This window comes from Natronospirillum sp. (assembly GCF_022565775.1).
GTDB lineage: Bacteria > Pseudomonadota > Gammaproteobacteria > Pseudomonadales > Natronospirillaceae > Natronospirillum.
This window is the reverse complement of sequence record NZ_JAIUMC010000045.1, coordinates 1-24,850: the sequence shown is the minus strand read 5'-3', so window position 1 is coordinate 24,850 and position 24,850 is coordinate 1. Positions and strand designations below refer to the sequence as shown.

The window sequence follows — 24,850 nt, the reverse complement described above, 5'->3', positions numbered from 1 at the left end:
GCAGTTGGCTTTTAACCAATTGGTCGCAGGTTCGAATCCTGCACGACCCACCATTTTCCGCTTTCAAGTCTTGCAGTTGCCCCAGTATTACAATCTTGTCCAATCTGGTTCATTGTAAGGTAACGTCTTGATGAACCAAGGCACAGACCCCAGTATACTGGCAAGAAGTCAGAGAGCCGAAAACAGGCCAGATTGAGACCCATGACAGCATCCTATCGTATCGGCCCAAGGCCAGAGTCCATCGACGCCATTTGTGTTCCCGCGCATCCGGCGCAGGACACCCTCAGCGCGGAAGCACGCAGTGCGCAGTTGGAAGAGGCTCGCCAGATGCTAACCCAGCGCGGCGCTGTGCTGGTAGCACACTATTATACCGACCCCATGATGCAGGAACTGGCGGACCTCAGTGGCGGGTTTGTGGGCGACTCGCTCGAGATGGCGCGTTTTGGTGCCAATACGGATGCAACTACCGTAGTGGTGGCTGGTGTTCGCTTCATGGGTGAGACTGCCAAGATTCTCAGCCCGGAAAAAATGATATTGATGCCGACCCTGGAGGCTGAATGCTCGCTGGACCTGGGTTGCCCGCCTGATGAGTTCGCTGCCCTGCGGGCACAGCACCCGGAACGCACCGTGGTGGTCTATGCCAATACATCGGCAGCGGTCAAAGCTCAGGCGGACTGGGTGGTGACTTCCAGTATCGCGGTGGAAGTCATTTCGCACCTGCAGGCCCGGGGTGAGTCGATTCTCTGGGCTCCGGACCAGCACCTGGGCCGCTATGTCGCCCAGAAGACCGGCGCCGATATGCTGCTCTGGAATGGTGCCTGCGTGGTTCATGAAGAATTCAAAGCCCAAGGTATCGAGCGCATGAAGGCGGTCTATCCTGAGGCGGCGGTGCTGGTGCATCCGGAAAGCCCAGAGGCGGTGCTTGCTCTGGCCGACCGGGTGGGTTCCACCACTCAATTGCTCAAGGCCACGCAGGAATTGCCCCATGAACAGTTCATTGTGGCCACCGATCGCGGCATCTTCTACAAGATGCAGCAGGCCAGCCCGCACAAGACCTTTATCGAAGCACCGACAGCCGGCAATGGAGCAACCTGCCGTAGTTGTGCCCATTGCCCCTGGATGGCCATGAATAAGTTGGATGCGCTGATGCAGAGTCTGCAGGGTGACGAGCAAGCTGTGCAGGTAGAAGAGTCATTGCGCCTAAAGGCCCTGCAACCTTTGCAGCGCATGCTGGAATTCACTGCCGACAAGCGCTGAAACTAACGCTGTGCGCGCTCCCAGCGCCGCAGCTGGTTTTCCCACTGGGAGCGCTGCGACCCCGCATCACTCAACTCCACTGCACGCCGCAGCTGCCGTACCGCAGTATCCAGGTCGCCATTGATCCAACTGGTCTGCGCCTGAGCGCGAAAAGCCATATGACGTTCATGCTCTTCCGGATAGGCCAGGCGCAGAGTATTCCAGGTCATCAGGTCATTGGCAGCGGCCTGTTCTTGCAGAGTCCGGCGCCAGCGGGCCCGCTCGGAACCGGACAATTGCACAACCTCCTCCTTGTGCAGGTGCAGCATGCTCAGCGCTACCAGCCAGCTGTCCGGCGCCAGACTCGCCTTCGCCTTGACGCGCTCGGCGAGTGCTGAGCGTTGCTCATCAACCGCTTGCACCGTCAGCCAGTCAGAAGCACGAAACACCAGGTATGGGTGTGCCGGATAAGCGGTCAGCAAGTCGTCCCAGAGTTCATAGAGCTCTTCCTGGCTGTCCGCCTCATGCCAGGCCCGGTAAAGCGCACAACGTTCGTCAGTTGACCGACTGTTGAGGCTGCGATCCAATTGGACCCAGCACAGCGGAATATCAAGTACCGGGTTGTCTCTCTGTGGCTCGCGCTCTATCCGATTGCGCAGGTCAGCCAGACGCGCCCGAACATCCGGGTGAGTGGTCGGGTAGGCGGTACCCGCAGTACCTGTCTGCAGGCGTTGCCCGGAGGCCATGGTTTCGTAGGCGCTGATCATGCCGTCCAATGGCAGTCCGCCCGAGCGCATGGCTGACACCGCCATCCGGTCGGCCTCTTCTTCCATGCTGCGTGAAAAAGCCAGTTGCTGCTGAATGGCGGTACCTTGCGCACCATAGATCATGCCAATGGCCAGATCCGGGTCAACCTGCCAGGCCAGTGGTGCCAGGAGTATGCTGGCGATCACCAGGCCAGTAGATTGCTGGCGCGCCTGGGCGAGTCGTTGATGGTGGCCTAGGGCCAGGTGTCCGAGTTCGTGGGCCAGAATGGCCTGCACTTCCGGGGTTTCAGTCAGCGCGTCAAGCAACCCGTCGTGTACGCCGATCAACCCGCCGGGCAGGGCGAAGGCATTGAAGCTGCGATGACTGACCCCGAATATGAGCAGATCGCGGCTGCCGTCTTCAGTGCTGAAAGCCGGTAAGAGAGGGACCATGGATTGCTCGAGGTAGTAGGTGAGACCCGGATCCTGAGCCGCCATCCCCTGAGCATTGAGAAAGCGCAGATAGCGCAAACCGGCGCTGGTCTGTTCGTTCTGGGAGCGGATATCCTGTTGCCCGAGATTGGGCAGATCCCCGATCAGAACATCACCCCGAGCGACTGAAAACACAATGAACGCCATGACCAGCAGGGAAATGCCTTGGCCAGCCCTGACTCCACGGTTAGACTGGCGTCGGGGTGAGAAGAAAGCGAAAATTTTCATGCAGACCAATATAAAGCAAGACATCATTGACGCCAGTGGTTTGGCTTGCCCTTTACCATTGCTGAAAGTGAAGCAGTGGCTGGCGCGGGCCCGCCCCGGGGAGCGCCTGCAAGTGATCGCTACTGACCCGGGTTCGTCGAGGGACATTCCCCGATTTCTGGCTGCAAGCCCACATCATTTGATTCATCAGGAACAGACTGACTCTTGTTGGGTAGCTGAAATAGAGGCGGGACATCAAGCATGCTCAAGGTAATTGAGAGGGTATATCAGCGCTATTTTTCCGATGAAGAGGCGATCATCCTGGCGTTTGTGCTGCTGGGTGCCATGTTGGTTGTTTGGCTGTTCGGCGCCATTCTGGCGCCGGTCATCGCCGCACTGATTGTAGCCTATGTACTGGCGCCCGCCATGGACCGCCTGGTGTCCTGGCATGTGCCTCAGATTCTTGCCGCCAGCCTGCTCTCTTTGCTGTTCCTCGGTCTTTTGCTGTTGGTCGGTTTGGTGCTGTTCCCCTTCATGTGGGCACAATTGATGACCCTGACCACAGAACTGCCCAAGATGATTACCGATCTGCAGCTATCAATGAACCTGATGGCCGAGCGTTTTCCGGAGATCTTTGATGAAGAGCAGGTGATGCAGTGGGTGCAGCAGCTCAACCTGGCGTCTCTGGGTAACCAGGCGGCCGCTCAGTTGCCGCGACTGGTCAGCTACTCGCTGTCCACGCTGCCCAATATCGTCACCGTTCTGATTTACCTGCTGATTGTGCCGCTGCTGGTGTTCTTCATGCTGAAAGACCGCACTACCCTGTGGCAAGCGGCTCTGGCCCTGCTGCCCGCACGACGCCGGCTGTTGACCGATATCGGTCGCGAAATGAACATGCAGATTGCCAACTACATTCGCGGCAAGGTGATAGAGATCATCATTGTGGGTGGTGTTACTTTCGTGACTTTCGAAATACTGGGTCTGAATTATTCAGCCCTGCTGGCCGTGGTGGTGGGTGTGTCCGTCCTCATTCCCTATATCGGGGCAACGGTGGTCACCATCCCCGTTGCGCTGATTGCCCTGTTTCAGTTTGGCATCAGCCCCGAGTTCTATACGGTGGTGATCGCCTACCTGGTGATTCAGGTACTGGACGGCAATGTTCTGGTGCCGCTGTTGTTCTCCGAAGCGGTGAATCTGCACCCGGTGTCCATCATTGTTGCGGTTTTTCTGTTTGGCGGTATCTGGGGCTTTTGGGGGGTCTTCTTTGCGATCCCGCTGGCCACCCTGATCAAGGCGGTGTACAACGCCTGGCCCAAACACCCCGAAATGGGATCTGAAAACTGGCCGGAGCAGCATGATCTTCCTGCCCCGGCGAGACCGCGGGTCGAAGACGGCACTTCCGAGGTCAAGTAGGCACTACAGTCAGCAACAAATAGAACACTGCCTGCAGGTTGAGCTTGCAGGCGTTCAGCATTACCATTGCACGGTTTGAAGTCACCGCCATTCCTGAACAGTCGAGAGGCCCCGCATGATCAAAGGGAGCACTGTAGCTCTGGTCACCCCGATGAACGAAGACCGCAGCATCAGCTGGGAGAGTCTGGAGCAGTTACTCGAGTTCCATATTGAAAATGGTACTCAGGGCATTGTCTCCGTTGGCACCACCGGCGAATCGGCAACCCTGACGATAGCGGAGCACAAGTCAGTCATCAAATTTACCGTGGAATACTGCCGCGGGCGCATTCCGGTGCTGGCCGGAACCGGTGCCAACAACACCATGGAAGCCGTGGAGCTGACCAAGACTGCCGCCGAGGCCGGTGCTGACATGACGCTGTCGGTGGTACCCTACTACAACAAGCCGAGTCAGGAAGGCCTGTATCAGCATTTCAAGACCATTGCTGCTGCGGCTGATCTGCCACTGATGCTCTACAATGTACCGGGCCGCACTGTGACCGACATGAGCAATGAGACGGTGGCGCGCCTGGCACGCATACCCAATATCGTGGGCATCAAGGATGCCTCGGCAGATATCTCGCGCGTGCAGGCCATCAAATCCATGGCCGGGCAGGATTTTGCCATGTACTCGGGTGATGATGCCACCAGCCTCGAGTTTCTGCTTGCCGGCGGCGACGGGGTGGTCTCCGTCACCACCAATGTGTCGCCCAAGGCCATGCAGTCAATGTGTATGGCCGCCATCGAAGGCAATCGCGACCTTGCGGAGCGTCTGGATGCCAGCCTGCAGCCATTGCACAAGAACCTGTTCGTTGAAAGCAATCCGGTACCGGTCAAATGGGCACTCAACCTGATGGGCCTGATCCCGCCGGGTATCCGTCTCCCCCTGGTACCGCTGGCAGAGCAGTATCACGAGCAGGTCAAACAGGCCTTGATCGACTCCGGAGTACTCTGAATTGATGTGCACTAGCACCGTTATGCGCTCCATTGTTCTGCTTGGCACTCTGGTTGTGCTGGCCGCGTGTTCCAGTCAGGAGCTGCAGACCAGTCAGGAAAGTGAACTTCAATGGCGCACTCAGCACGATGCGCTGCCTCCAGCCAGTGACCGGTTTCGTCTGGACGACCCGCTGCCTGCCGGCACCCTGGTGTCGGTGCGGGCACCGAGACTGGACCTGGATGTGGAGAGCGATGTGACCGAGCGGCGTATCGAGCGGCGCCGGCTCTATATCGACTCCAACGGCCTGCCGCTGATTGAAATGCCGGAAAGTCCTACGGAAACAGCGGAGCTGGTTCAGGGTGCCATGGAAGATCTGGAGTGGCGCGTACGTCGTGTGCGGATGGCAGAGAGCCGTGTTGAAATAGACGGTTCCGAATGGCTGCAGCGCTCCAGTGGCCAACTGTTCCCACGGCGCCCCGTTATCTACGTCTATTTTTACGCTCTGGGCAGTGGTACACAGGTCCACCTGGAACGGCGTGACAGTGATCAGCCCTTCCCGGTCGGAACCCAGAGAGAACTGCTGGAAAAGCTCTACGCGGAACTCTCGTAATGCGATATGCCTCCCTGGGCAGTGGCAGCAAGGGCAATGCAACGCTGGTCTCCAGCGGGACCACCACAGTGCTGGTGGATTGCGGTTTCGCAGCTCGTGAAGCCATTGCCCGAATGGAGCGCCTGGGCTTTGATCCGGCAGAGCTGGATGCCGTGGTGGTAACCCACGAGCATGGTGATCATGGCAAGGGGGTGCGCGCCCTGTGTCGCAAGCTGGACATACCGGCTTACATGTCGGCAGGTACAGCGATTGGCCTCAAGTGCCATGAAGATCCGCATGTCAGACTGATTGATACGCATGCGTCGTTTCAGCTCGGGAGTTTCGAGATTATCCCGATCATCGTGCCGCATGATGCCCGAGAGACCTGCCAGTTCGTGTTTGCCGCCTCCGGGCGACGACTGGGTGTGCTGACTGATCTGGGGCACATTACCCCGTACATTGCCGAGGCCTATCGCGATCTGGATGCGCTGATACTGGAAGCCAACCATGACCCGGTAATGCTGGCAGAAGGGCCTTATCCGGCGTCATTGAAACGGCGCGTCGGCGGAAGGTTTGGCCACCTGAGCAATGAACAGAGTGCTGATCTGCTGCGTCAGTTGAACATGGACCGCCTGCAGCAGATTGTGATTGCCCACATCAGTGAACAGAACAACGACCCGGAGCGCGCCGCCGCCGTGCTCGCCGCTGCCATTCCGGGGCATGAACACAAACTTCGCATCAGCACCCAGGACGCTGGTTTTGACTGGTGCGCCGTGAACAGTCGAATTGAGGACACCGCATGAACAAGGCCGAGCTGCTGTACTCCGGAAAGGCAAAATCTGTCTACCACACCGACAACCCTGATTTCATGATTCTCGAGTTTCGCGACGATACGTCTGCGTTCGATGGCAAAAAGAAGGCAGCTCTGGCGCGCAAGGGTGCCGTGAACAACCAGTTCAACGCCTTTGTCATGGAGAAGCTGGCAGCCGCGGGCATTCCGACACACTTCGAAAAGCAACTGTCCGCAAATGAGTCACTGGTCAGGAAACTGACCATGTTGCCGGTCGAATGTGTGGTACGCAATCGGGCCGCAGGCAGCCTGGTGCGCCGGCTTGGCGTTGAAGAGGGGCAGACGCTGTCGCCACCGGTCTTCGAGTTCTTTCTGAAAAACGACGATCTGGGTGACCCCATGATCAATGACGCCCACATCCTCACCTTTGGCTGGGCAACAGCCGAACAGATCGCTGGCATGAAGGCACTGACGCTTGCAGTAAATGATGTTCTGCTCAAACTCTTTGCTGATGGCGGCATGATTCTTGTGGACTACAAGCTTGAGTTTGGTATGTTCAAGGGGGAACTGGTACTGGGTGATGAATTTTCGCCCGATGGATGCCGCCTCTGGGACAGCAAGACGCTGGAGAAAATGGACAAGGACCGTTTCCGGCAGGACCTGGGCAATGTCATCGAGGCGTATGAGGAAGTAGGTCGCCGCATTGGTATCGAGTTTCAATAATCCGCATTGGGTTGGGATTCGGTCCCTGGACAGGGGCATAAAACAGCAGGAGCACCAGGAATGAAGAAAACACTAATGGCTGCCGCGTTGGTAGCGTTTGCACCCGCCGTACAGGCGGCCCCGTTTATCGATTTTGAAGTGGGGGGCGGCCTGACCTTTCCCTCGCTGAATGACGGTGGTACAGGCAGTGGCGACGACCGGGTGTCGTTCACCGACAGTGGCGGTGACGTGCAACTGGATCTCGAGGCCAACAACGGCTTCTATCTGGGCGGCCGTCTGGGTCTGCCCATTGTTCCGGATATCAAGCTGCGCTATGAGCGGCTGACCTTCGAAAACAGCAATTTTGAGGAAACTTTCGAAGCCTTTGGCGAGACCTATCAGGCGGATGGCGAAATCTTCCTGGACATGAGCTATATCGATACGGTCTTCTTTTATGGTCTGCCCGACCTGGTACCCGGCGTCGACTACTTTGTTGATCTGGGTGTGAACCTGCGCTGGTTGCTGGGCGGGTTTGAAGCCGAGATTGATGGCGGAGACAGTGAGTCGTTCGACTTCCCCGGCATTCCTCTGCCCGCAGCTCATATCGCCGCAGGGGCAACCATTCCCACAGTTGATGTCGAGCTGTCCGGAGAGTTGAACATTCTGCCGCTCAGCGGTCTGTCGCACCGCGACTGGAACGTCAAAGCGCGGTGGTTTGCGCCTCTGCCAGTGGACTTTGTCGCCCGGGTCGGTGTGGAAGCGGGTTACCGCAGCTGGACTGTCGATATCGACGGTGAAGATGCAGGTCTTATCGACGACGATGATTTCCAGCTGGATTTTGAAACCTCCGGCTTCTTCGTTGGTACCGCCATCACCTTCTGATCCTGCTCTGGCTGGTGGCGACATCGCCAGCCAGGAGTAACCGCCATGAATCTCTACAGTGGTGCCTCTGTCGGCGCTGCAGAGCAACAGTGGGCGCAGACCAGTGCCCAACCGACCTGGATACTGATGCAGCGTGCCGCTCTTGCGGCACAGCGTGAACTGGAACAGCACTTCCCTGGCGAACGCCCTGTAGCCGTGCTTTGTGGCAGTGGCAACAATGGCGGTGACGGCCTGTTGCTGGCTGCCAATCTTCATACGGCTGGTCGCCCGGTTACTGTCTGGCTGAAAGGCGAACCGCGTTCCGGCAGTGATGCTGAACGGGCCTGTGCCGAGGCCCGAAAAGCGGGCGTTGTGATCACTGATGACCTGACCGCGCTGCCATCTCCGGCCGTTTGTGTAGATGCGCTGCTCGGTACCGGCTTCGAGGGCGAGCCCAGAGGCACTATCGCTGATGCCATTCAGTGGCTGCGCCAACAGCACTCCCGGCAGATTCTGTCTATCGATTGTCCCAGTGGCTTGAATGCTACCACCGGTGCTGTCGGCGCGGTTGACTGTGTCGTCGAAGCAGGCCGCACAGTGACCTTCATTGGCGCCAAACTCGGCCTGTTTACCGGACAGGGTCCGGGGCTGACCGGTGAACTCAGTCTGCATGACCTGGACGTCAGCATGGATGACCAGCCGGTGCTGGCAAACTTGCTGAAAACCGGTGATCTGCACTGGCCGCACCGTCCGGCTGCGACCCACAAAGGCGCTCAGGGTCATGTGCTGGTAGTCGGTTCCGGAGCGGGGCTTTGGGGTGCCGGCATGCTCGCCGCTGAAGGCGCCCTGGTGACCGGGTCCGGCCTGGTAACAGCGCATCTCAACCCTGCCTGCCATTCGGCGCTGCTGACGCGCGCCCCGGAGATCATGGTGCGTGGCGACCCGGTGCCGCACGCCCTGCAGCCGCGTCAGACGGTGGTGGTAGGCCCCGGCCTGGGACGCGATCAGGCTGCGACTGTCCGCTGGCAGACCGTCTGCCGATTGCTGACTGACCCGGCGACACCACCGGACGGCATTGTCGTCGACGCCGATGCACTCTGGCATCTGGCAGCGCGGCCTTTTCAGCGGCCTGATTGGGTGCTCACCCCGCATCCCGGCGAGGCGGCTCGGTTGCTCGACTGCACTGTGGCTGACATAGAGGCCGACCGTGTGCAGGCCGCCCGCGACATACAGCAGCGCTATGACGGCGTAGTGGTGCTGAAAGGCGCGGGTACCGTGATTGCCACTGCCGACCGCTGCAGTGTATTGCCATTTGCTTCCGGAGCCATGGCCACCGGCGGCCTGGGTGATGTGCTTTCCGGGGTTATCGGCGCCTTGCTGGCGCAGGGGCTGACCGTTGCTGAGGCAGCCGAAAGCGGCGCCTGGCTGGTAACGCACACCGCCCTGCAGCAGGCTCGCAAACAGCCGGTAGTGCGCGCGTCTCAGATACTGGACCGCCTGGCTGAAACAGCCTGGCAACTGGGGTTTCAGGCCGAAACCCGGGATCACTCAACAGCCAACTTTGCAGGTGACTGAACCGTGGGCAAGAACCCCGAAGTTGACGAATACCTGGCCGAAGGCTGTGGCCGCTGCGACAAGGTGGGAACGCCCGCGTGCAAGGTCAATACCTGGCGCGACGGGCTGACCCGGCTGCGTGCTGTGGTGCTGGACACGCCACTGGTGGAAGACCGCAAATGGGGCGCGCCCTGTTACACCCTTAATGGCACGAATGTGGTGATGATCGGTGCTTTCAATAACAACTATGTGTTGAGTTTTATGAAGGGGGCACTGCTGAAGGACCCGCACCAGTTGCTGGAAGCACCGGGCGAGCATACCCAGTCAGGCCGGGTGATTCGTTTTACCGATGCCGAGCGGGTGACCGCACTGGCGCCAGTGCTGAGAGACTATGTTCTGGAAGCCATCGAGATCGAAAAGGCCGGCCTCAAGGTCGAGCTCAAGCAGACCGCCGACTATGAGATGCCCATCGAATTGCAGGCGGCCATGGATCAGGATCATCACCTGAAAGAGGCTTACCATGCCTTGACCCCAGGCCGCCAGCGCAGCTACCTGATTCATATCGGCGGCGCCAAACAGGCCAAAACCCGGCTGGCTCGTATCGAGCGCTGCCGGGACAAGATATTCGCAGGCAAGGGTTTCAACGAGTATTGAGCTTGCCGAGGCTCGCGCCTTCGGCTAGTCTGTGTTTCCGCTAGTCCCGTCTTTCCAATACAGGAGCCATGCCAATGAAGTCAGCACTCTGAACCCCGTTTCTTTCTTGTGGTGTTACAGAGGTGTTGTCCATGGCTATGGCCTGTATTTCCGCAACGGATCTGACCGTTGCATTTGATCCAAAACCCCCCGTTTTCCATGCGCTGGATGTGCACCTGTCGGCTGAGCCTGTAGCGCTGATCGGTCCCAATGGTGCCGGCAAGACCGTGCTGGCCGAGTGCCTGGCCGGTATCCGTGTACCCACTGCCGGCCAAGTGCAGCATCTGGTGCCGGTGGCCTATCTGCCGCAGCAGGCGGCCGAGCAGAGCGACTCGGGCACCGTGGCCGCTTTTCTGGGTGTGGAGACGGCGCTGGCGGCACTGACACGGCTGCTGGCCGGGGAAGGGCAGGTAGATGACCTGTCGATTCTGAATGACCGCTGGACCCTGCGGGATGACCTGCAGGCACAGCTGGCACAGTTCCAGTTGCCCGCGGACATCCTGTCCGCACCGGTCAGTTCACTGAGCGGCGGCCAGCGCACCCGGCTGCATCTGCTGCAGCTGTCCCGGCTGCCCGATACCTATCTGATTCTGGATGAACCCACCAATCACCTGGACCAGGCCGGTCGTCAGTGGCTCGCCGACTGGATCAGGCAGCGCTCCGCCGGCACCTTGGTGATCACCCACGATCAGGGTTTGCTGGCCAGCTTCTCGCAGTTGCTGGAGCTGCGGGAAGGTCGCCTGCAACGCCATGGCCAGGGGTTTGCCGGCTATCAGCAGACCCGCGCCCAACTGCTCGAAAAAGCGCAGCACGACAAGCAGCATGCGCGCCAGACCCTGAAAAGGGAACGCCAGCAACAGCAGCTCGAACGCGAACGCCATGAACAAAGAGCCGCCAAGGGCCGGGCCAAGGCACGCAAGGGCGACATGCCGAAGATTCTGCTCGATGCGCGCAAGGACCGCAGCGAAGCCACGGGCGGTCGTATCGCCCAGAAGCATCAGACTGCACTCGATGCCGAGCAGCAGCGCCTGCAGGCCGCCGAATCCGTATTGGGGCGGGAGAATCCTCTGGCCTTCCCGCTCACCGAACCGGCCCCCATCTCCGGCTGTCTGCTGGCCCTGCAGGGTGTCCAGTTGCCCTGGGTGGAAAACGCGGAACCGCTGGACTGGCAGGTGATGAGCGGCGAACGCTGGTGGCTGCGCGGCGCCAATGGCAGCGGCAAGTCAACCCTGATGAGCGTCACTAGTGGTGCCATTGAGCCCGTCTGTGGAGACATTCAGCGGCGCGGCACATTGCTCAGGCTGGACCAGCATCTGACGCTGTTGACCCCGGACCAGAGCGCGCTGGCCAACTTCCGGCGGCTCAATCCGGGCTGGTCGGATGCGGGCTATCGGGACCGGCTGGCCCAGTTGCGCCTGCGCGGCGACCTGGCTCTGCAGGCAGTGTCGCAACTGAGTGGCGGTGAACAATTGAAGGTCGCATTGGCGTGCAGCCTGATGGGTCCCGAAGCGGCGCAGCTCATTCTGCTGGATGAGCCCGACAACCATCTTGATCTGGAGAGCCAGACGCTGCTGGCCGAGGTGCTGAGTCAGTACCGGGGTACCCTGATCGTGGTCACCCACAGTAAGCCCATGGCGCGAGCCATGTCACTGGACCGGGTGCAGACACTGGGAAGGACAGAATGAACCTGATACAACATATGTTCAGAAAAAAGACAGGGTATGGCCAAAGGAAGTCACGCAGCACCCTTTGAGGAGCCCGTTCCATGAACGTCAGCACAAACACTATTCAAGGAGCCCGGCGCCTCCCCTGGTGGGTAATCCTGCTGGGCCTGGCGATAGCCTACAGCCCCAATTACCTGAATCGAATAGCCCGCTGGCTGGGTGCGGAATGGCACTGGATGGGCGGACCCCAGTCGGTGCTGGTCTGGAACTGGGCCGTAATGCTGGTGCTGCTGCTGTTCATCCTGGTGGTTGAGCGGCGTGGCCTGAGTTCCATTGGCCTGCGCAAGCCCACCGGCAAGGATATACAGTGGGCGATGATCTTCTGGGGGGTCTCTGTAGGGGTCTCCGGAGTGGTCCACACCTGGTTTCCGGCCCCCGAGTTGGATGGACTGGAGGTCATTCTGGCCTTTTCCATCCCGGTACTTCTGCTCATCATTTTGACCACGTCGGTGACCGAAGAGGTGTTCTATCGTGGCTACTCTATCGAACGGATCCGGGAACTGACCGGCAGCCTCAGTCTGGCCGTGCTGATCAGTTTTGTACTGTTCCTGCTGCCCCATATCGCCTTCTTTGGTCCGCACTGGCTGCTGTCTCAAGGGCTCAGCGTCGTCCTGCTCTATGTACTCTATGTGTGGAGACGAAATCTCTGGGCCTGCATGCTGATGCATCTGCTGGGCAACATGATGATCCTGTTTCCGGCTTTAGGGCTGGAGTGAGTTCATGGCATGCTCTCCAGCCTCCCCGGTATGGACAAGAGGACACCATTCGGATAGTTTTCAAGGGAGGTTGCAACATTTCCACTTGAACCGCGTCTTTTTGCGCGCGTGAAGGGCGGGCAACCCGAAAAATCTGAGCCGTATGCTTTGGCTTGCCTATCATTGTCTCGCAGTCTGCGGCCGGGTGCTTCTTCATGGCAGTGCCTCTCTCGTTCAAGGCAGCGTGTATGACTCAAGGACTCATGCCATGCTTACGGCACTCAACCTCTTCAAGCCCTTCGTTCTGACCTATCGTCTGTTGCTGATGCCTGTTTTTCTGGTTCTGATTCTGGGCTGCTCCGGTGGCAGCTCAAGCTCAAGCCCTGAAGAAAGTTCGGAAAATGGCACGGAGGACAGCCGGACCCTGAACGTGCCAGCCGATATTGCCATCAGGACAGAATCCAAACAGGTCACAGTAACCTGGCCTATGGAAGTTGACGTCACCTACGATCTGTTCTGGTCAACCAATGCAGATCTTGATCCGGATAATGCCGCCACGTCAGACATGGCTCCGAATATTGATTCCCCTTACGTGCTTGATACCTTGCAGAATGATCAGAACTACTTTTTCTATCTGAGGGCCAGTTATGACGGCGAGTCGTTAAACAGTGATCGTCTCGATACGCGCGTGGCCGCGCCTGGCGTGGATCGCGGGAACACCGGAGGGGGAGGGGTCAGTGCGCTGGTGCAAAGCGATGACGGTCGCATTTTTCTGGGTGGGAGTAAGCAATACACAGGACACGGCTATGGCCGGCTGCAGGTGGTTGATGATCAGTTCGGCTTCCCCCGAGCTCACCCTTTGATCGACATTCGCACCACAGCGGTGACAGCAGATGGTGAAGGCGGTTATTTCTTCGCCACGCAAAGCCCCACGCGGATCAAACGAGTGGACCAGAATGGCAAACTCGATGATTCGTTTGAGATCGCCGCAAGCTCGGATGTTCTGGTCATGCTGGTGCACAATGAAACCCTCTACGTTGGGGGCGAATTCAGCACCATAGCCGGCGTCAGCCGCGACCACCTGGCCGCTCTTACCCTTGACGGTGATGTCCTGGGTTGGTCGCCAAACCCGAATGATTATGTGAACGCATTGTTGGTGCACGATGACATCCTCTATATCGGAGGTGAGTTCAGCAATGCCATGATTCTGGGTGAGGAAGAGCGAGACTATGTCGCTGCATTTGATCTGAGCGACAATAGGAGCCTGACTGATTGGGCGCCTAGTCCCAATGGCAGAGTAGAAGCGCTGGCCGTCATGGGCGAGCATATTGTGTTGGGTGGCAATTTCAGTCAGATAGACTCTGAAGACCAGTCTCGTTTGGCCATGATTGATCTGGACGGCGATGTTCTCGATTTTCAGTGGGAGCTCAGTGGCTCTGTAGAGGCCCTGGCATCTTACGATGACTGGCTCTACGTCGGCGGTCAATTCACGCAACCGCATGACTACCTGTTCAGGGTCGAGGCTGACGGAACCATCGATGAAAGCTGGCCAGAGCAAAGACCACAAAATCGAGTGTATTCACTGCTGGCCTCGGAAACAGGCGTTTATGCAGGAGGCTCTTTTACCGTCGGTGAAACAGAGCCTCACAGGAACTTCGTGAAATATCGCACTGATGGCACTCTCGATACCAGTATAGGTCGGGGAGTTGATCAGCGGGTCAATGATCTCGCGCTGGTCGGCGACAAGGTCGTCATTGTCGGCGAATCTTTGATACGTATTGAAGAATATCGGCAAGGCCTGTCCGTCATGGATCTGGATGGGCGCTGGCAGGATTTTCCGGTGGCACTGGATGGACGAGTTCAATTCCTGAATATCCACCAGGGCAGGCTGTATGTGGGCGGTTCATTTGAACAGGCACGCGGATCCAATCAATCGGAAATGGTCGCACGCAGCGGAGTGGCGGTGTTTGATCTGGAAACCGCGGCACTGGAGCCGTTTGCACCGCAAGTCAGTCATTCGAGCTTTAGACATGAGGTCAATCATATACTGCCCATGGATGGCCAGTATGTAATAGCGGGACTGTTTAACAGCGTGAATGGCATTGCTCGGCAGGGGCTGACACTGGTGGATCAGCAAGGAGCCAATGGCGATCCGATAGACGGTACCGATGAGGCAGACGGCCGCATCTATACCTTGGCATTAACGAACGACCATCTGTATTTAGGGGGGCAGTTCAGCGGTTTCGGTGGAGAAGCTGCCGCCATCCATATTGCCCGTGTCCATCGGGGCGGCGCAGATAAAGGCGAGGTTGATGACAGTTGGTTGCCGGACATCTCGGAAACCAACTTCGCCTCTGTCTATGGCGTGGTGAGTGATCTGAATATCCAGGATGATCTGGTGTATATGGCAGGTGCCTTCACCGAGTTCAATGGCGATGCCGAGCGCTTGCATCTTGCCGCCATCAACACATCGGGCACCCTCTCTGCCTGGACCGCTGAGCTTTCCGGGCCAGGGACCACGAGAGCATTGAACCTCGAGTGGTTGCCGGATGAAGAAGGCTTCCTGGTGGCAGGTACTTTCACCACGGTCGATGGCACTGAAACGGGCAGGCTCGCAATCGTGAAACGTGATGGCGGCGGTCTGGAGACTGCATCACCTCTCAGTCTGGCCCTGAAGGAGTTGCAGCAGAGTGATGAAAGTCGCTACGCCTCTTGGCATCCGGCAACCGGCAATATTTGTGTGGGCATGATGAGGCATGAAGACACTGTGCGCCTTAGGGTAGGTGTATATTGTATTGATTCAGCCGGTAACCTGCTCTGGTAGCGTCGGAGTGGAGAGCAGTTGGCATCTAGCTGCGGCCAGTTGCTGTAATACAGCCATGTTCCTCGACTTCAGCAAGGGGCACTGGTACTCGATGTACCGGACGAGGTTTGGTGAAGCTGCGCCGCCTTTGCAACTGCGCATTCAGACCCGATTCAAGCCGGACGACAGTGCGCCACCCAGGGATGTACCCACCTACGACACCTATCCGCTAAAGTTTATTGGCAAGCTCATGTTAGCGAGAGCGGCTATGCTGGTGAGTTGGTGACCAGCCGTCGGGTCAGACAGGCATGGGGCTGATTGTCATCTGGTTTTGGGGTGCACGGCGATCGCATATCCCATGACGCTGATAATGGGAAAGAGGCAGGCCAGAGCAATCATGCCGAACCCGTCCAGCACCGGACTGCGCTCAGGAATCTGTGTTGCCAGGCCGAGCCCGAGTGCCGTGATAATGGGCACCGTAATGGTGGAGGTGGTGACCCCACCCGAATCATAGGCCAGCGGGATCATGTGTTTTGGGCAGCGCAGCGTCAGCGCAATCACCACCAGATAGGCACTGCCGATAAACCAGGTCAGCGGCCAACCCATGACAATGCGCCAGACGCCCAGCGTTATGCCCGTGGCCATGCCAATGGCGACCACAGCGCGCAGAACCAGCGGGTTGAGCGTGCCATTGGAAGCCTGATGCGCTCTTTCGGACACTGCAATCAAGGCCGGCTCCGCAATGGTGGTGCTGGCGCCGATCATGAACGCAAACAGATAGATCCAGTAGTAGTCACGCCAGTGTCGTTCGGCCCCTTCCGCCAGGGTGGGCAGAAAATCGGGCGACACCAGTTGCTCGGCCATCAGGCTGCCAAGCGGGAAGAGAGCCAGCTCCAGGCCGACGATAAACAGCGTCAGTCCCGTCAGGGCCAGCAGAAATCCGGTCAGCACCCGTTTGAGCCTCGCCAGCGGACGACGGATGACCAGATACTGAAAACCGAACAGAATGATCACGATCAGCGACAGATCGCGCAGTGTGGATAGGAAGTGTTCGGCCAGCAGGGCCATTGGGCCGCTCATGAACTCACCCATTCAGCCACCAGAAGCCCAGGCTGCCGAGTGCCAGTACGAAGATGATGGGCATGACCGAGGCGAAGGCAATCAGCCCGAACCCGTCTGTGATCGGGTTGCGCCCCTTGATGGAGGTCGCCAGTCCAACCCCCAGCGCGGTGACCAGTGGCACCGTGATGGTCGAGGTGGTCACGCCACCGGAGTCATAGGCGATGCCGATCAGGGGTGCGGGTGCCACAGCGGTCAGAGCCAAGGCTATCAGATAGCCACCGATGATCAGCCAGTGCAGTGGCCAGCCCTTGAGAATACGCAAGACGCCCAGCACGATGGCAGACCCCACCGACAGAGCCACAATGGCGCGCAACGCAAGCGCTACCTGCCCGGATGCGAGCTGGTGCTCCCGGATCAACCCTTCTTCGATGAAAGCACGCTCTGCCTGCGCCGCCACCGCCATCAGGGCGGGTTCCGCTATCGTGGTGCCAAAACCCAGAGCAAAGGCAAACAACAGCAGCCAGAAGGCGGACCCCTTGCGCACAAACGCATTGGCAAGGCCCTCACCGGCCGGGAACAGGCCCAGTTCGAGGCCCCGAACAAAGAGCGCCAGGCCGATGACAACGCACAACAGACCCAGCAGCACCTGACCGGCAGCCACGGTTTCAGGCAGCGGCTGGCGGAGTACCAGAACCTGAAAGAACAGCACGACCAGGATGACCGGCATCAGGTCTTTTGCGCTGTCGAGAAGCTGACGTCCGAAAGACACAACAAAGGGCACGGTTGAAAGGCTGCCTTCAGTGATGGGCCGGCTGCATTGACCTTGCCCGTAAAGGCGGCCATGGCGTCAATCATAGCAGTTTGAGCCATGCTGCGTTAACCTGCCAGAATCATCAAAACGGCAGGAGACGGACAGGTGCGCTTCAAATTGCTGATTGCCTTTGTCGATAATGCACTGACGGATACAGTTCTGACTGCATCCCGCAAATCCGGTGCCACCGGTGCCACGGTTATCACCAATGCCAAGGGGCAGGGGCTGGAGCCGATCAAGGGGTTTTTTGGTCTGGAAATCATGGCACAGCGCGAAATCGTGATGGTTCTCGTGGAATCACGGCGCGCCGAGAGCGTCCTGGAAGCCATCAGAGTGGCCGGAAAAATGGATGACAGCCTGGACACGGGCATCGCCCTGATGCTCGATGTCGATCAGGCTGTGGGGCTTAAAGAGCACATCAAAACGCTGGAGCAGAACCTGCCGCCAGAGTAGCTAAGGATAGATGAGCCTGAGTCAGGCCCTGGATTGCTGCTTTTGCTGGGCATCAAGCTGGCCCAGCAGGTCCGCAAGCGAACAGGGTCGATGAATGGCATAGCCCTGCAGGAAGTCGATGCCCAGTTCGGCCATCAGAGTGCCCACAGCGTCGGTTTCCACGAACTCCGCTGCCGCACGCTTGCCCATGACACTGACGATTTCACCGATTGACCGCACAATGGCCCGGTGCAGCTCATTGTCAACCGCGTCGCAGACAAAGGCGCCGTCTATCTTGATGATATCGACCGGCATGCTGGTGAGATAGCCGAAAGAAGACAGGCCGCTGCCAAAATCATCCAGTGCGAACTGGCAGCCCTTTTGGCGCAGGCGACGGAACAGGTGGCGGGCATCCGCCAGATTGGATATGGCCGCGGTCTCGGTGATCTCGAAGCACAGCTTCGTTGGGTCGATCGAAGACTCGTCTATAGCGGCTTCCAGAAACTTCAGAAAGTCTTCACGACCGATGGACTGTCCTGACAGGTTGATGTGGCAGGCTTCAAGCTGGGCCAGCTCCCGTGCATGACGAGCCAGCGTATCGAGCGTGTTCTGAACCACCCAGCGATCAATGTCCGGGGCAACATGGAAGCGTTCTGCGGCGGGCAGAAACTTGGCGGGTGATATCTCCCGGCCTGCATCGTCCAGCATGCGCAGCAGCACCTCACAGCGTGACTTGCCGTTGCTTTGCACCGGCCTGATTTCCTGGCCAAGAAGTACAAACCGGTTCCCGGCCAGGGCATGCCGGATATGGGAGAGAGAGGCCATCTCGGATTCCCGAACCTGGATGTCCCGGTCATCCGGCGAATAGTGGACCACACGATTGCGGCCGTATTCCTTTGCCATGTAGCAGGCGGTATCGGCCGTGCGCAACAGCTCGCTCGGGCCTGGAGAATCCCTGTTGATGGATACGCAGCCCACGCTTGCACCGAGCCGCAGCGCGAATTCGCCAGAGGTAAAGACATAGCCTTCTACCGCCTTGCGCAGACCTTCCGCCACCCTGATGGCTGCTTCGGCATCGCAATCGCGCAGAATCACGCCAAACTCGTCGCCACCCAGGCGCGCCAGGATATCGGCCTGGCGGAGTTCGCGCCGCAGCAGGCGAGTCACCTCCTGCAGCACCTGATCTCCCGCAGGATGACCCGCAGTGTCATTGACCACCTTGAACTGGTCCAGGTCAATGAAACAGAGCAGGTGGTGAGAGTCATGATCTCGAGCCTCTTCTATACTCCGTTTGAGCTGCTTTTCCAGCCCTCGGCGATTGATCGCCCCGGTGAGCGGGTCATGGTAAGCCTGAAACCTCAACTGGGACATCAGCTTGTGGGCTTGCGAGACATCTTCGACACCCAGGATCAGATAATGCTTCCCCTGCCATTTTTGATCGACCATGGAGAGAGATACCCGGCACCACAAGGGCGCACCGTCTCTGTGTACCAATCGAATTTCTGCATTCTTGCTGGCTTGGGCCGAGCTCAGAAGGTGTTTCAGTGTTGCTGGCTTTTGATCAGGGTGGAACAGCCTGTCCAGAGACAGGGTCTCAAGTTCCTGGCGCGAGTACCCCAGCAGGTTGCACAGGGCGTGGTTCACCGCCAGCAAATCTCCGCTCAGACTGACCTGTGCCATACCCATGGCCGCCTGTTCAAAGGTGTCGCGGAACTTGCGCTCTGACAAGGCAATGCGCCGCGTGGCCCACTGGAAAATAGTTCCGGCGATGAGCGCCAGGCCGATAATCATGGCCACCGCCATGATCTGCAGCCAGCGAACAAGATGGCGGGTACCCTCACTCAGAGAGGCGGAGAAGCCATCCTGCAGAGGGCGCACGTCTTCGGTGATGTCACTCAACTCCCGGCGCAGGCTGGCCATCAGTACAGAGTCAGGCTGACCGGAAGCCATTTGCCCGTCCAACTGGTTGGCGATGTTTTCCAGGCGTAGGATGTAGTGATCTGTTGCCCTCCAGTCACCAATGGCTTCTCGGAAGTACGGGGCGTGCTGAAAGTAGATGAACAACCAGACCATGCGCCGGGCGTCTGCGGGGTGATTCTGGCCCTGGATAAAAGCATCAATGGCGGCTTGTCGGTCGGGCGTGCTTTGTTCCAGAGCCAGCCGTGCCCGGCGGTCTGCCAATGGCACCTGCAGTTGCTGGCGAGCCTCTTCCAGGTCGTGCAGGTCGCCGGAGGTCAGATAGCGATCCAGTCTGTAGATGGTTTCTTTCTGTGCTTTTGACCAGAGACTTTCGCCCGTGACATAGGCGCGCGCTGCCGTCTGGATTTCCAGCGCGAGCAGTGTCAGCACCAGGCCGACAACAACCAGCGCGGTGAGCATCGCATAGACACTCGCCGACACAAAACGTGATTGGCCTTGTTGTAAAACCCCGAAAACGACTTCTCTATCCTGATGTTCGGGCAACTGTTCAGTCTGTTTCATGGGAGAGCCTCATCCAACTCCCACTATAGACCAGTATTGGGCACTGTGCCGGGAGCTAACTTTCCGGAGCTCCCTAAAGCTGCGAATCCCAGTCTCCGCCTTCGGTATCACAGCGATCTGACAGCCGGTTGTGCTGTTGCTGGGTCGACTCGGCAAGAGAGTCTCTGGCGTAATACAGCAGCCTGGTTTCGCTGTCCGGCTTGGTGCAGATGCCGAGCAGTTCTCCGCCATATTGTTCGATCTGGCTGCAGACCCCGGGGTTGTATATCAGTTCCGGGCGCTCGGCGAGCGCACTGCAGTTCGGAGCGTCGAGAGGCGGCTGCTCTACCGTGCCGTCCATCTTTTCAAGACACTTGTTTTCCATGTTACCTATTTGCTGCTCGGCGGGTCGGCAACTGCCGGTCAGGCCCCAGGTCGCCATGCTGAGGTCATCAAAGTCGCCCTCCACGATAATCGAAGTGCCGGCCCGGGCTTCTTCGCCGTTGCGCGTCGCCCGCCCGGTGGCCAGATACTCCCCGGGGGCTTCAAGTGTGGCGCTCTGCTCCTGACCGGTCCATTGGCGCATCGTCTGCCCGCGTGGATTCATCAACTGGCCTTCGTAGGTGATATCGCCACTGGCCGTGGTGGAGAGCAGCAGGTCGACATCCAGCGGTGCCTCTCCGAAATCCGGATCAGCCTCCATCTCCAGCACGAAGTCGGGCGCCGGGATGTTGCCGCTACTGGCGCATTGGCTGGCCGCTGTCAGGTCGTCTTCATCAAGGGTTGTGACGTCGTCCGGCAGTGAGTCCTGCGCCAGGTCGCTGACCAGCGCCGTGGTCAGAATGGTGCCGTCACAGCCGAGGCCGTCATTGAAGGTGCGTACCTCTACCTGCAGGCCCTCTGCCACCGTCTCATAGGTATAGCGCAGCCGCCGATGCATCTGAGCCAGGTCGTCCTCTACTGACGGGTCAGCCTGATAGGCGCCGGTAATCGGGCGGGCGCCATTGGGCCACAGCGGGCCCAGCAGCGTGCCGACATTGTCCCGTATCCGGTTGAGCAGATCGTCGTCCAGGCCCTGGTCTCCGAGGGTCTGGATACAGCCCGGGCTGATATAGCACTCTTCGGGTGTCTGCCCTGCGCTCTGCCCGAGATAGGCCCGGGTCATCAGGTCCGCTGTTGCATTGAGGTTGGTACGTGCGGCGGTGTTGACAGCACCCAGGTCGTACAGGGAATACCAGGTCTGATCGACACCGAAACGGTCGGTAAAGCTGGTATCCACCAGGCCGCGACGATGAAACAGCCCCTGCACGCGATAATCACCTACATCATCGGTGCTGGTGCACAGCGGGTCCAGTTCACCCTCGGCGATGTCCTGGGCGCACAGGCGGTGCCAGGTCAGCGGGTAGTCGGCCGCTGCGGTGCCGAGTAGCGTAAGTTCGCCCATCAGACGTCCGTCGACCCGATCGCCATTGTCCCCGTTGTCGTCGCTGCTGCCGGAGCGCGAACTGCAGCCATCACTGCAGGCCACCAGAAGCCCCGCGGAAAGGCAGAGCAGGGCGCGGCGAAGGAAGGAAGACGATAGATACATAGACAGCCCTGACGGTTACAAATATTCAGACCACACTGGATATTGTACTATCGGCCCTCAAAGCAAAAGTTTTAAGACACATGCGGAGGGTGAATCCCGGTGGCAGACACACTGACCTGGCAAATATGGGAAGGCCAGCCCTGGCTTTCGATGGTGACCTGGTTGCTGCTGGCGATCCTGTTGGCCACGCTGATCCGACCGGTGGTCATCAGCGTCAGCCAGCAGACCTTCCGGGGCGTGCGGTACCTGCTGGCCAAGATCGCTGCCCGCCTGCAGGCTTTGGCGGATGCCATACAGGCGCACAACAATCGCATGCTGGTGAATCTGGGGCGCAATTATCTTGAGCGCCAGATACAGCGCCAGGGCTTGCAGTTGCGCCAGTCACTGGAACGCGACCTGGCCCAGGTGGAGCCCCAGGGTGTGCAGCTGCAGAACCTGATCGAAAGAATGGAAGACGACTATGCCTCTACCCGGGAGCCGGTCACCGAGCCCCCGGAATGGTATCGCGCCGTCGAGGGCCTGCTCGAGAGCCAAGCGGCTCGCGAGGGCAACCGCACCCTGCAGCACCTGCTGGAGCAAATGCTCAGCCGGGTGCAGACCGAATCCCGCGAGGCGCGTCAGGAATATCGGCAGGCCATTGCAGAACGTCATTTGCTGCTCAATCAATTCTTGCCCTACTGGCGCCGCCTGCTGCGCATGCAGGGTGACATAGGGCAGGGCGTACGCCGTATTGAGCAGCGCGCCCGTCGCCTGGAAACGCTGCTCGAGCGCTATGAGCACATGTCGGACGGCGACACGGCGGACAAGCCACCGGTACAAAGGGTTGTGGGATCGGTGGTGGTGCAGTTTCTGGTCGCCGCAGTGGTGTTTTCCGCGGTTCTGGTGCTGGGTGTGACCAGTTTCTGGAGTTTTTCTGCCGGCACGGCGCTGGTCCTGCCGGAAGTGTCCTCCGGTAACGTGCTGGTGCTGTCTATCGCCCTGATCTGTGCTCAGGTGCTGACTGGCATGGTGCTGCTGGAGAACCTGCAGGTGACGCGCCTGTTCCGCGGGCTCTGGGTGGTGGAAGCCCGAACTGGACAGGTTCTGCGCCTGGGTGCCCTCACCGGACTGCTGCTCTGGTCGCTGCTCAATGGGGTGCTGGCCTGGCTGGCTACCCTTGAGGAGGCAGCGCTGGCCGGGCCTGCCGGTGTCGCCAATGGGGTACTGCTGGTGCGAGTGCTGCTGGCAGTGCTGACCCCCTGGGTACTGATGCTGCTGGTAATTCCGTTGGAACCGCTGCTCAATGGCCTGCGCATCATGCTGGGGCAATTGGTGGCGACGGTGGTAGGTTTGCTGGTATGGCTGCTGCGCCTGGTCAGCCTGCTGGTCCGCATGGCAGAGCAGCTCTGGCTCGGCGCTTACGATGTCTTCTGCTCGCCGCTGCTGCGCCTGCACGAACTCTGGAGCCGGCGGGCCAGACCGACTGCCGGAAAGTCGGCAGAAGAGGATGAATTGGTAAAAGGCGAAAAAAGTTCACCATGAGCCTCGAGCGCCGCATGATCGCCTTCTTGTGCTGGTCATGCGGTCCTGATAGGGTGCTGTTTCCAATGAAGCGAGGCCCGTTCGGCAAGTCACAGGGCTGAAACGGCGCACTAAGACAAACAGTTTTAAAGGCATTCAACATGAAGAAGTGGGCAACTTTGGCGGCAGCGGCGATGGTCAGCGCCGGCGCTGTGGCAAGCGATCTTGATTCAGTCACCGAGCGATCCAGCTATTATTTCGGGTTGGATCTGGGCAGCAATCTGGCACAGCAGGTGGGCACCGAGCGTGTCGATCTGGAAGCGTTGATCCTGGGCCTGGAAGACGGCCTGAGTGAAGCAGAGCCGCGCCTCAGCATCGACGAAATCCGCGAAGCGGTGATGGCATTGCAGCAAGAACTGCAGGCAGAAATGGAAGAGCAGTCTTCCGCACTGCGTGAGCCGGGCGAAGAGTTTCTGGCCGAAAATGCCGAGCGTGATGGCGTGGTGGTCACTGACAGCGGCCTGCAGTATGAAATCATTGAAGAGAGTGGCAGCGATGTGACGCCGACCGCCTCTGACACCGTGCGCGTTCACTACCACGGCACCCTGATTGACGGCACTGTGTTCGACAGCTCCGTGGAGCGTGGCGAGCCGGTCGAGTTCCCGCTTGATGGCGTCATCCCGGGCTGGACCGAAGGCGTGCAATTGATGGCCGAAGGCGACACTTACAGGTTCTACATTCCTTCCGATCTGGCGTACCGCGATGAAGCCGTGGGTGATATCCCGCCCTTCTCGGTACTCATTTTTGAAGTAGAACTGCTTGATGTGCTCTGATTGAGCACTGCAAGCCGCGTGTCTGCCCGCTAGTTGAACATTCCATAGGAGGCTCTTGTGCCTGTTCATCTGATTCTGGGCGGCGCGCGGTCGGGCAAGTCAGGCTATGCCGAAGAGCTGGCCCTGACGAGCCCGGACCCTCTGCATTATGTGGCCACCGCCACCGCCGGTGATGGCGAGATGTCCGAGCGCATCGACCGCCATCGCCGGCATCGCTCCGAGCGCTTTACCACCCATGAATGTCCCCTGGCTCTGGCCACCGAACTGAACCGACTGGATCAGCCGGGCGCCACGGTGCTGGTCGACTGTCTGACGCTGTGGCTGACCAATGCACTGCTGGCGCCGGATGACACCACCTGGCCCCGCGAGCGGGAAGCCCTGCTCGACTCGCTGGACAGCCTGCAGGCCAACTGCCTGCTGATCAGCAACGAGGTGGGCCATGGTGTGGTGCCCATGGACGCCCTAAGTCGACGGTTCGTCGACGAGGCCGGCCTGCTGCATCAGGCTATCGCCCGCCAGGCTGACCGCGTTACCCTGGTTGTCGCAGGCCTGCCCCAGGCCCTCAAATAAGGCAGGGTCTGTGGCTCATTTGTAGGCTGTGAGCTTGCTCACGCATCGAGCCGGGGCGCCTTCGGCCCCGGTCGCTCCTGCGCATCCATGCGCCCGCGACATTAGTGCATCCCTGC

The 24,850-nt window shown here is 59.2% G+C and carries 22 protein-coding genes; 17 read left to right on the top strand and 5 right to left on the bottom strand.

What is annotated here, in order from left to right; translation table 11 throughout:
• Positions 1-201 precede the first annotated feature (201 nt).
• Complete coding sequence (gene nadA / locus LAT62_RS09880) at positions 202-1,257, top strand: quinolinate synthase NadA (protein ID WP_293382765.1); 1,056 nt, start codon at positions 202-204, stop codon at positions 1,255-1,257.
• Positions 1,258-1,259: 2 nt separating this feature from the next.
• On the opposite strand, the gene LAT62_RS09875 is transcribed toward nadA, so the two are convergent.
• Entirely contained in the window at positions 1,260-2,702 is a 1,443-nt protein-coding gene (locus LAT62_RS09875; protein ID WP_293382762.1) for a M48 family metallopeptidase, read from the bottom strand.
• Between LAT62_RS09875 and LAT62_RS09870 the strand changes: the two genes are divergently transcribed.
• From LAT62_RS09870 to LAT62_RS09815, 12 genes are all read left to right on the top strand, one after another.
• On the top strand, positions 2,611-2,955 hold the full coding sequence (locus LAT62_RS09870) for a sulfurtransferase TusA family protein (protein ID WP_367120555.1): 345 nt from the start codon (positions 2,611-2,613) through the stop codon (positions 2,953-2,955). The two genes, LAT62_RS09875 and LAT62_RS09870, sit on opposite strands and share 92 nt — an antisense overlap.
• A complete protein-coding gene (locus LAT62_RS09865) occupies positions 2,943-4,094 on the top strand; it encodes an AI-2E family transporter (protein WP_293382756.1) in 1,152 nt (383 codons plus the stop codon). Before LAT62_RS09870 ends, LAT62_RS09865 begins: the two co-directional genes overlap by 13 nt.
• Before the next feature lie 115 nt (positions 4,095-4,209).
• On the top strand, positions 4,210-5,085 hold the full coding sequence (gene dapA / locus LAT62_RS09860) for a 4-hydroxy-tetrahydrodipicolinate synthase (protein ID WP_293382753.1): 876 nt from the start codon (positions 4,210-4,212) through the stop codon (positions 5,083-5,085).
• A gap of 4 nt (positions 5,086-5,089) precedes the next feature.
• Positions 5,090-5,677: a hypothetical protein gene (locus LAT62_RS09855; protein ID WP_293382750.1), complete on the top strand. Its 588-nt coding sequence runs from the start codon at positions 5,090-5,092 to the stop codon at positions 5,675-5,677.
• Positions 5,677-6,459, top strand: coding sequence for an MBL fold metallo-hydrolase (locus LAT62_RS09850; RefSeq protein WP_293382747.1), 783 nt, complete (start codon positions 5,677-5,679; stop codon positions 6,457-6,459). The genes LAT62_RS09855 and LAT62_RS09850 overlap by 1 nt, the downstream gene beginning before the upstream one ends.
• Positions 6,456-7,169, top strand: coding sequence for a phosphoribosylaminoimidazolesuccinocarboxamide synthase (purC, locus tag LAT62_RS09845; RefSeq protein WP_293382744.1), 714 nt, complete (start codon positions 6,456-6,458; stop codon positions 7,167-7,169). Before LAT62_RS09850 ends, purC begins: the two co-directional genes overlap by 4 nt.
• A 60-nt stretch (positions 7,170-7,229) precedes the next feature.
• On the top strand, positions 7,230-8,030 hold the full coding sequence (locus tag LAT62_RS09840) for a hypothetical protein (protein ID WP_293382741.1): 801 nt from the start codon (positions 7,230-7,232) through the stop codon (positions 8,028-8,030).
• Positions 8,031-8,075: 45 nt separating this feature from the next.
• Positions 8,076-9,584, top strand: coding sequence for an NAD(P)H-hydrate dehydratase (locus LAT62_RS09835; RefSeq protein WP_293382738.1), 1,509 nt, complete (start codon positions 8,076-8,078; stop codon positions 9,582-9,584).
• A gap of 3 nt (positions 9,585-9,587) precedes the next feature.
• Positions 9,588-10,217 carry a YdeI family protein gene (locus tag LAT62_RS09830; protein WP_293382735.1) on the top strand — a complete coding sequence of 210 codons (630 nt, stop codon included), beginning with the start codon at positions 9,588-9,590 and terminating at the stop codon, positions 10,215-10,217.
• Positions 10,218-10,348: 131 nt separating this feature from the next.
• Complete coding sequence (locus LAT62_RS09825; RefSeq protein ID WP_293382732.1) at positions 10,349-11,941, top strand: ATP-binding cassette domain-containing protein; 1,593 nt, start codon at positions 10,349-10,351, stop codon at positions 11,939-11,941.
• Between the two features lie 80 nt (positions 11,942-12,021).
• A complete protein-coding gene (locus LAT62_RS09820; RefSeq protein WP_293382730.1) occupies positions 12,022-12,696 on the top strand; it encodes a CPBP family intramembrane glutamic endopeptidase in 675 nt (224 codons plus the stop codon).
• Positions 12,697-12,943: 247 nt separating this feature from the next.
• Positions 12,944-15,499 carry a hypothetical protein gene (locus LAT62_RS09815; protein WP_293382727.1) on the top strand — a complete coding sequence of 852 codons (2,556 nt, stop codon included), beginning with the start codon at positions 12,944-12,946 and terminating at the stop codon, positions 15,497-15,499.
• Between the two features lie 300 nt (positions 15,500-15,799).
• On the opposite strand, the gene LAT62_RS09810 is transcribed toward LAT62_RS09815, so the two are convergent.
• Together LAT62_RS09810 and LAT62_RS09805 are read right to left on the bottom strand one after the other, a co-directional pair.
• Entirely contained in the window at positions 15,800-16,546 is a 747-nt protein-coding gene (locus tag LAT62_RS09810) for a DUF1538 domain-containing protein (RefSeq protein WP_293382771.1), read from the bottom strand.
• A 16-nt stretch (positions 16,547-16,562) separates the two neighbouring features.
• The gene (locus LAT62_RS09805) at positions 16,563-17,321 is read right to left on the bottom strand and encodes a DUF1538 family protein (RefSeq protein WP_367120554.1); all 759 of its coding nucleotides are present in this window, start codon (positions 17,319-17,321) and stop codon (positions 16,563-16,565) included.
• A 135-nt stretch (positions 17,322-17,456) separates the two neighbouring features.
• On the opposite strand from LAT62_RS09805, the gene LAT62_RS09800 reads away from it, so the two are divergent.
• Positions 17,457-17,804 carry a P-II family nitrogen regulator gene (locus tag LAT62_RS09800; protein WP_293382724.1) on the top strand — a complete coding sequence of 116 codons (348 nt, stop codon included), beginning with the start codon at positions 17,457-17,459 and terminating at the stop codon, positions 17,802-17,804.
• Positions 17,805-17,825: 21 nt separating this feature from the next.
• On the opposite strand, the gene LAT62_RS09795 is transcribed toward LAT62_RS09800, so the two are convergent.
• Both LAT62_RS09795 and LAT62_RS09790 read right to left on the bottom strand, forming a co-directional pair.
• Positions 17,826-20,264, bottom strand: coding sequence for an EAL domain-containing protein (locus LAT62_RS09795; RefSeq protein ID WP_293382721.1), 2,439 nt, complete (start codon positions 20,262-20,264; stop codon positions 17,826-17,828).
• Positions 20,265-20,337: 73 nt separating this feature from the next.
• Positions 20,338-21,831: a hypothetical protein gene (locus LAT62_RS09790; protein WP_293382718.1), complete on the bottom strand. Its 1,494-nt coding sequence runs from the start codon at positions 21,829-21,831 to the stop codon at positions 20,338-20,340.
• 99 nt (positions 21,832-21,930) lie between these two features.
• On the opposite strand from LAT62_RS09790, the gene LAT62_RS09785 reads away from it, so the two are divergent.
• From LAT62_RS09785 to cobU, 3 genes are all read left to right on the top strand, one after another.
• Complete coding sequence (locus tag LAT62_RS09785; protein WP_293382715.1) at positions 21,931-23,352, top strand: hypothetical protein; 1,422 nt, start codon at positions 21,931-21,933, stop codon at positions 23,350-23,352.
• Between the two features lie 140 nt (positions 23,353-23,492).
• Entirely contained in the window at positions 23,493-24,164 is a 672-nt protein-coding gene (locus tag LAT62_RS09780) for an FKBP-type peptidyl-prolyl cis-trans isomerase (RefSeq protein ID WP_293382712.1), read from the top strand.
• 57 nt (positions 24,165-24,221) lie between these two features.
• Complete coding sequence (cobU, locus tag LAT62_RS09775; protein WP_293382708.1) at positions 24,222-24,734, top strand: bifunctional adenosylcobinamide kinase/adenosylcobinamide-phosphate guanylyltransferase; 513 nt, start codon at positions 24,222-24,224, stop codon at positions 24,732-24,734.
• Positions 24,735-24,850 lie beyond the last annotated feature (116 nt).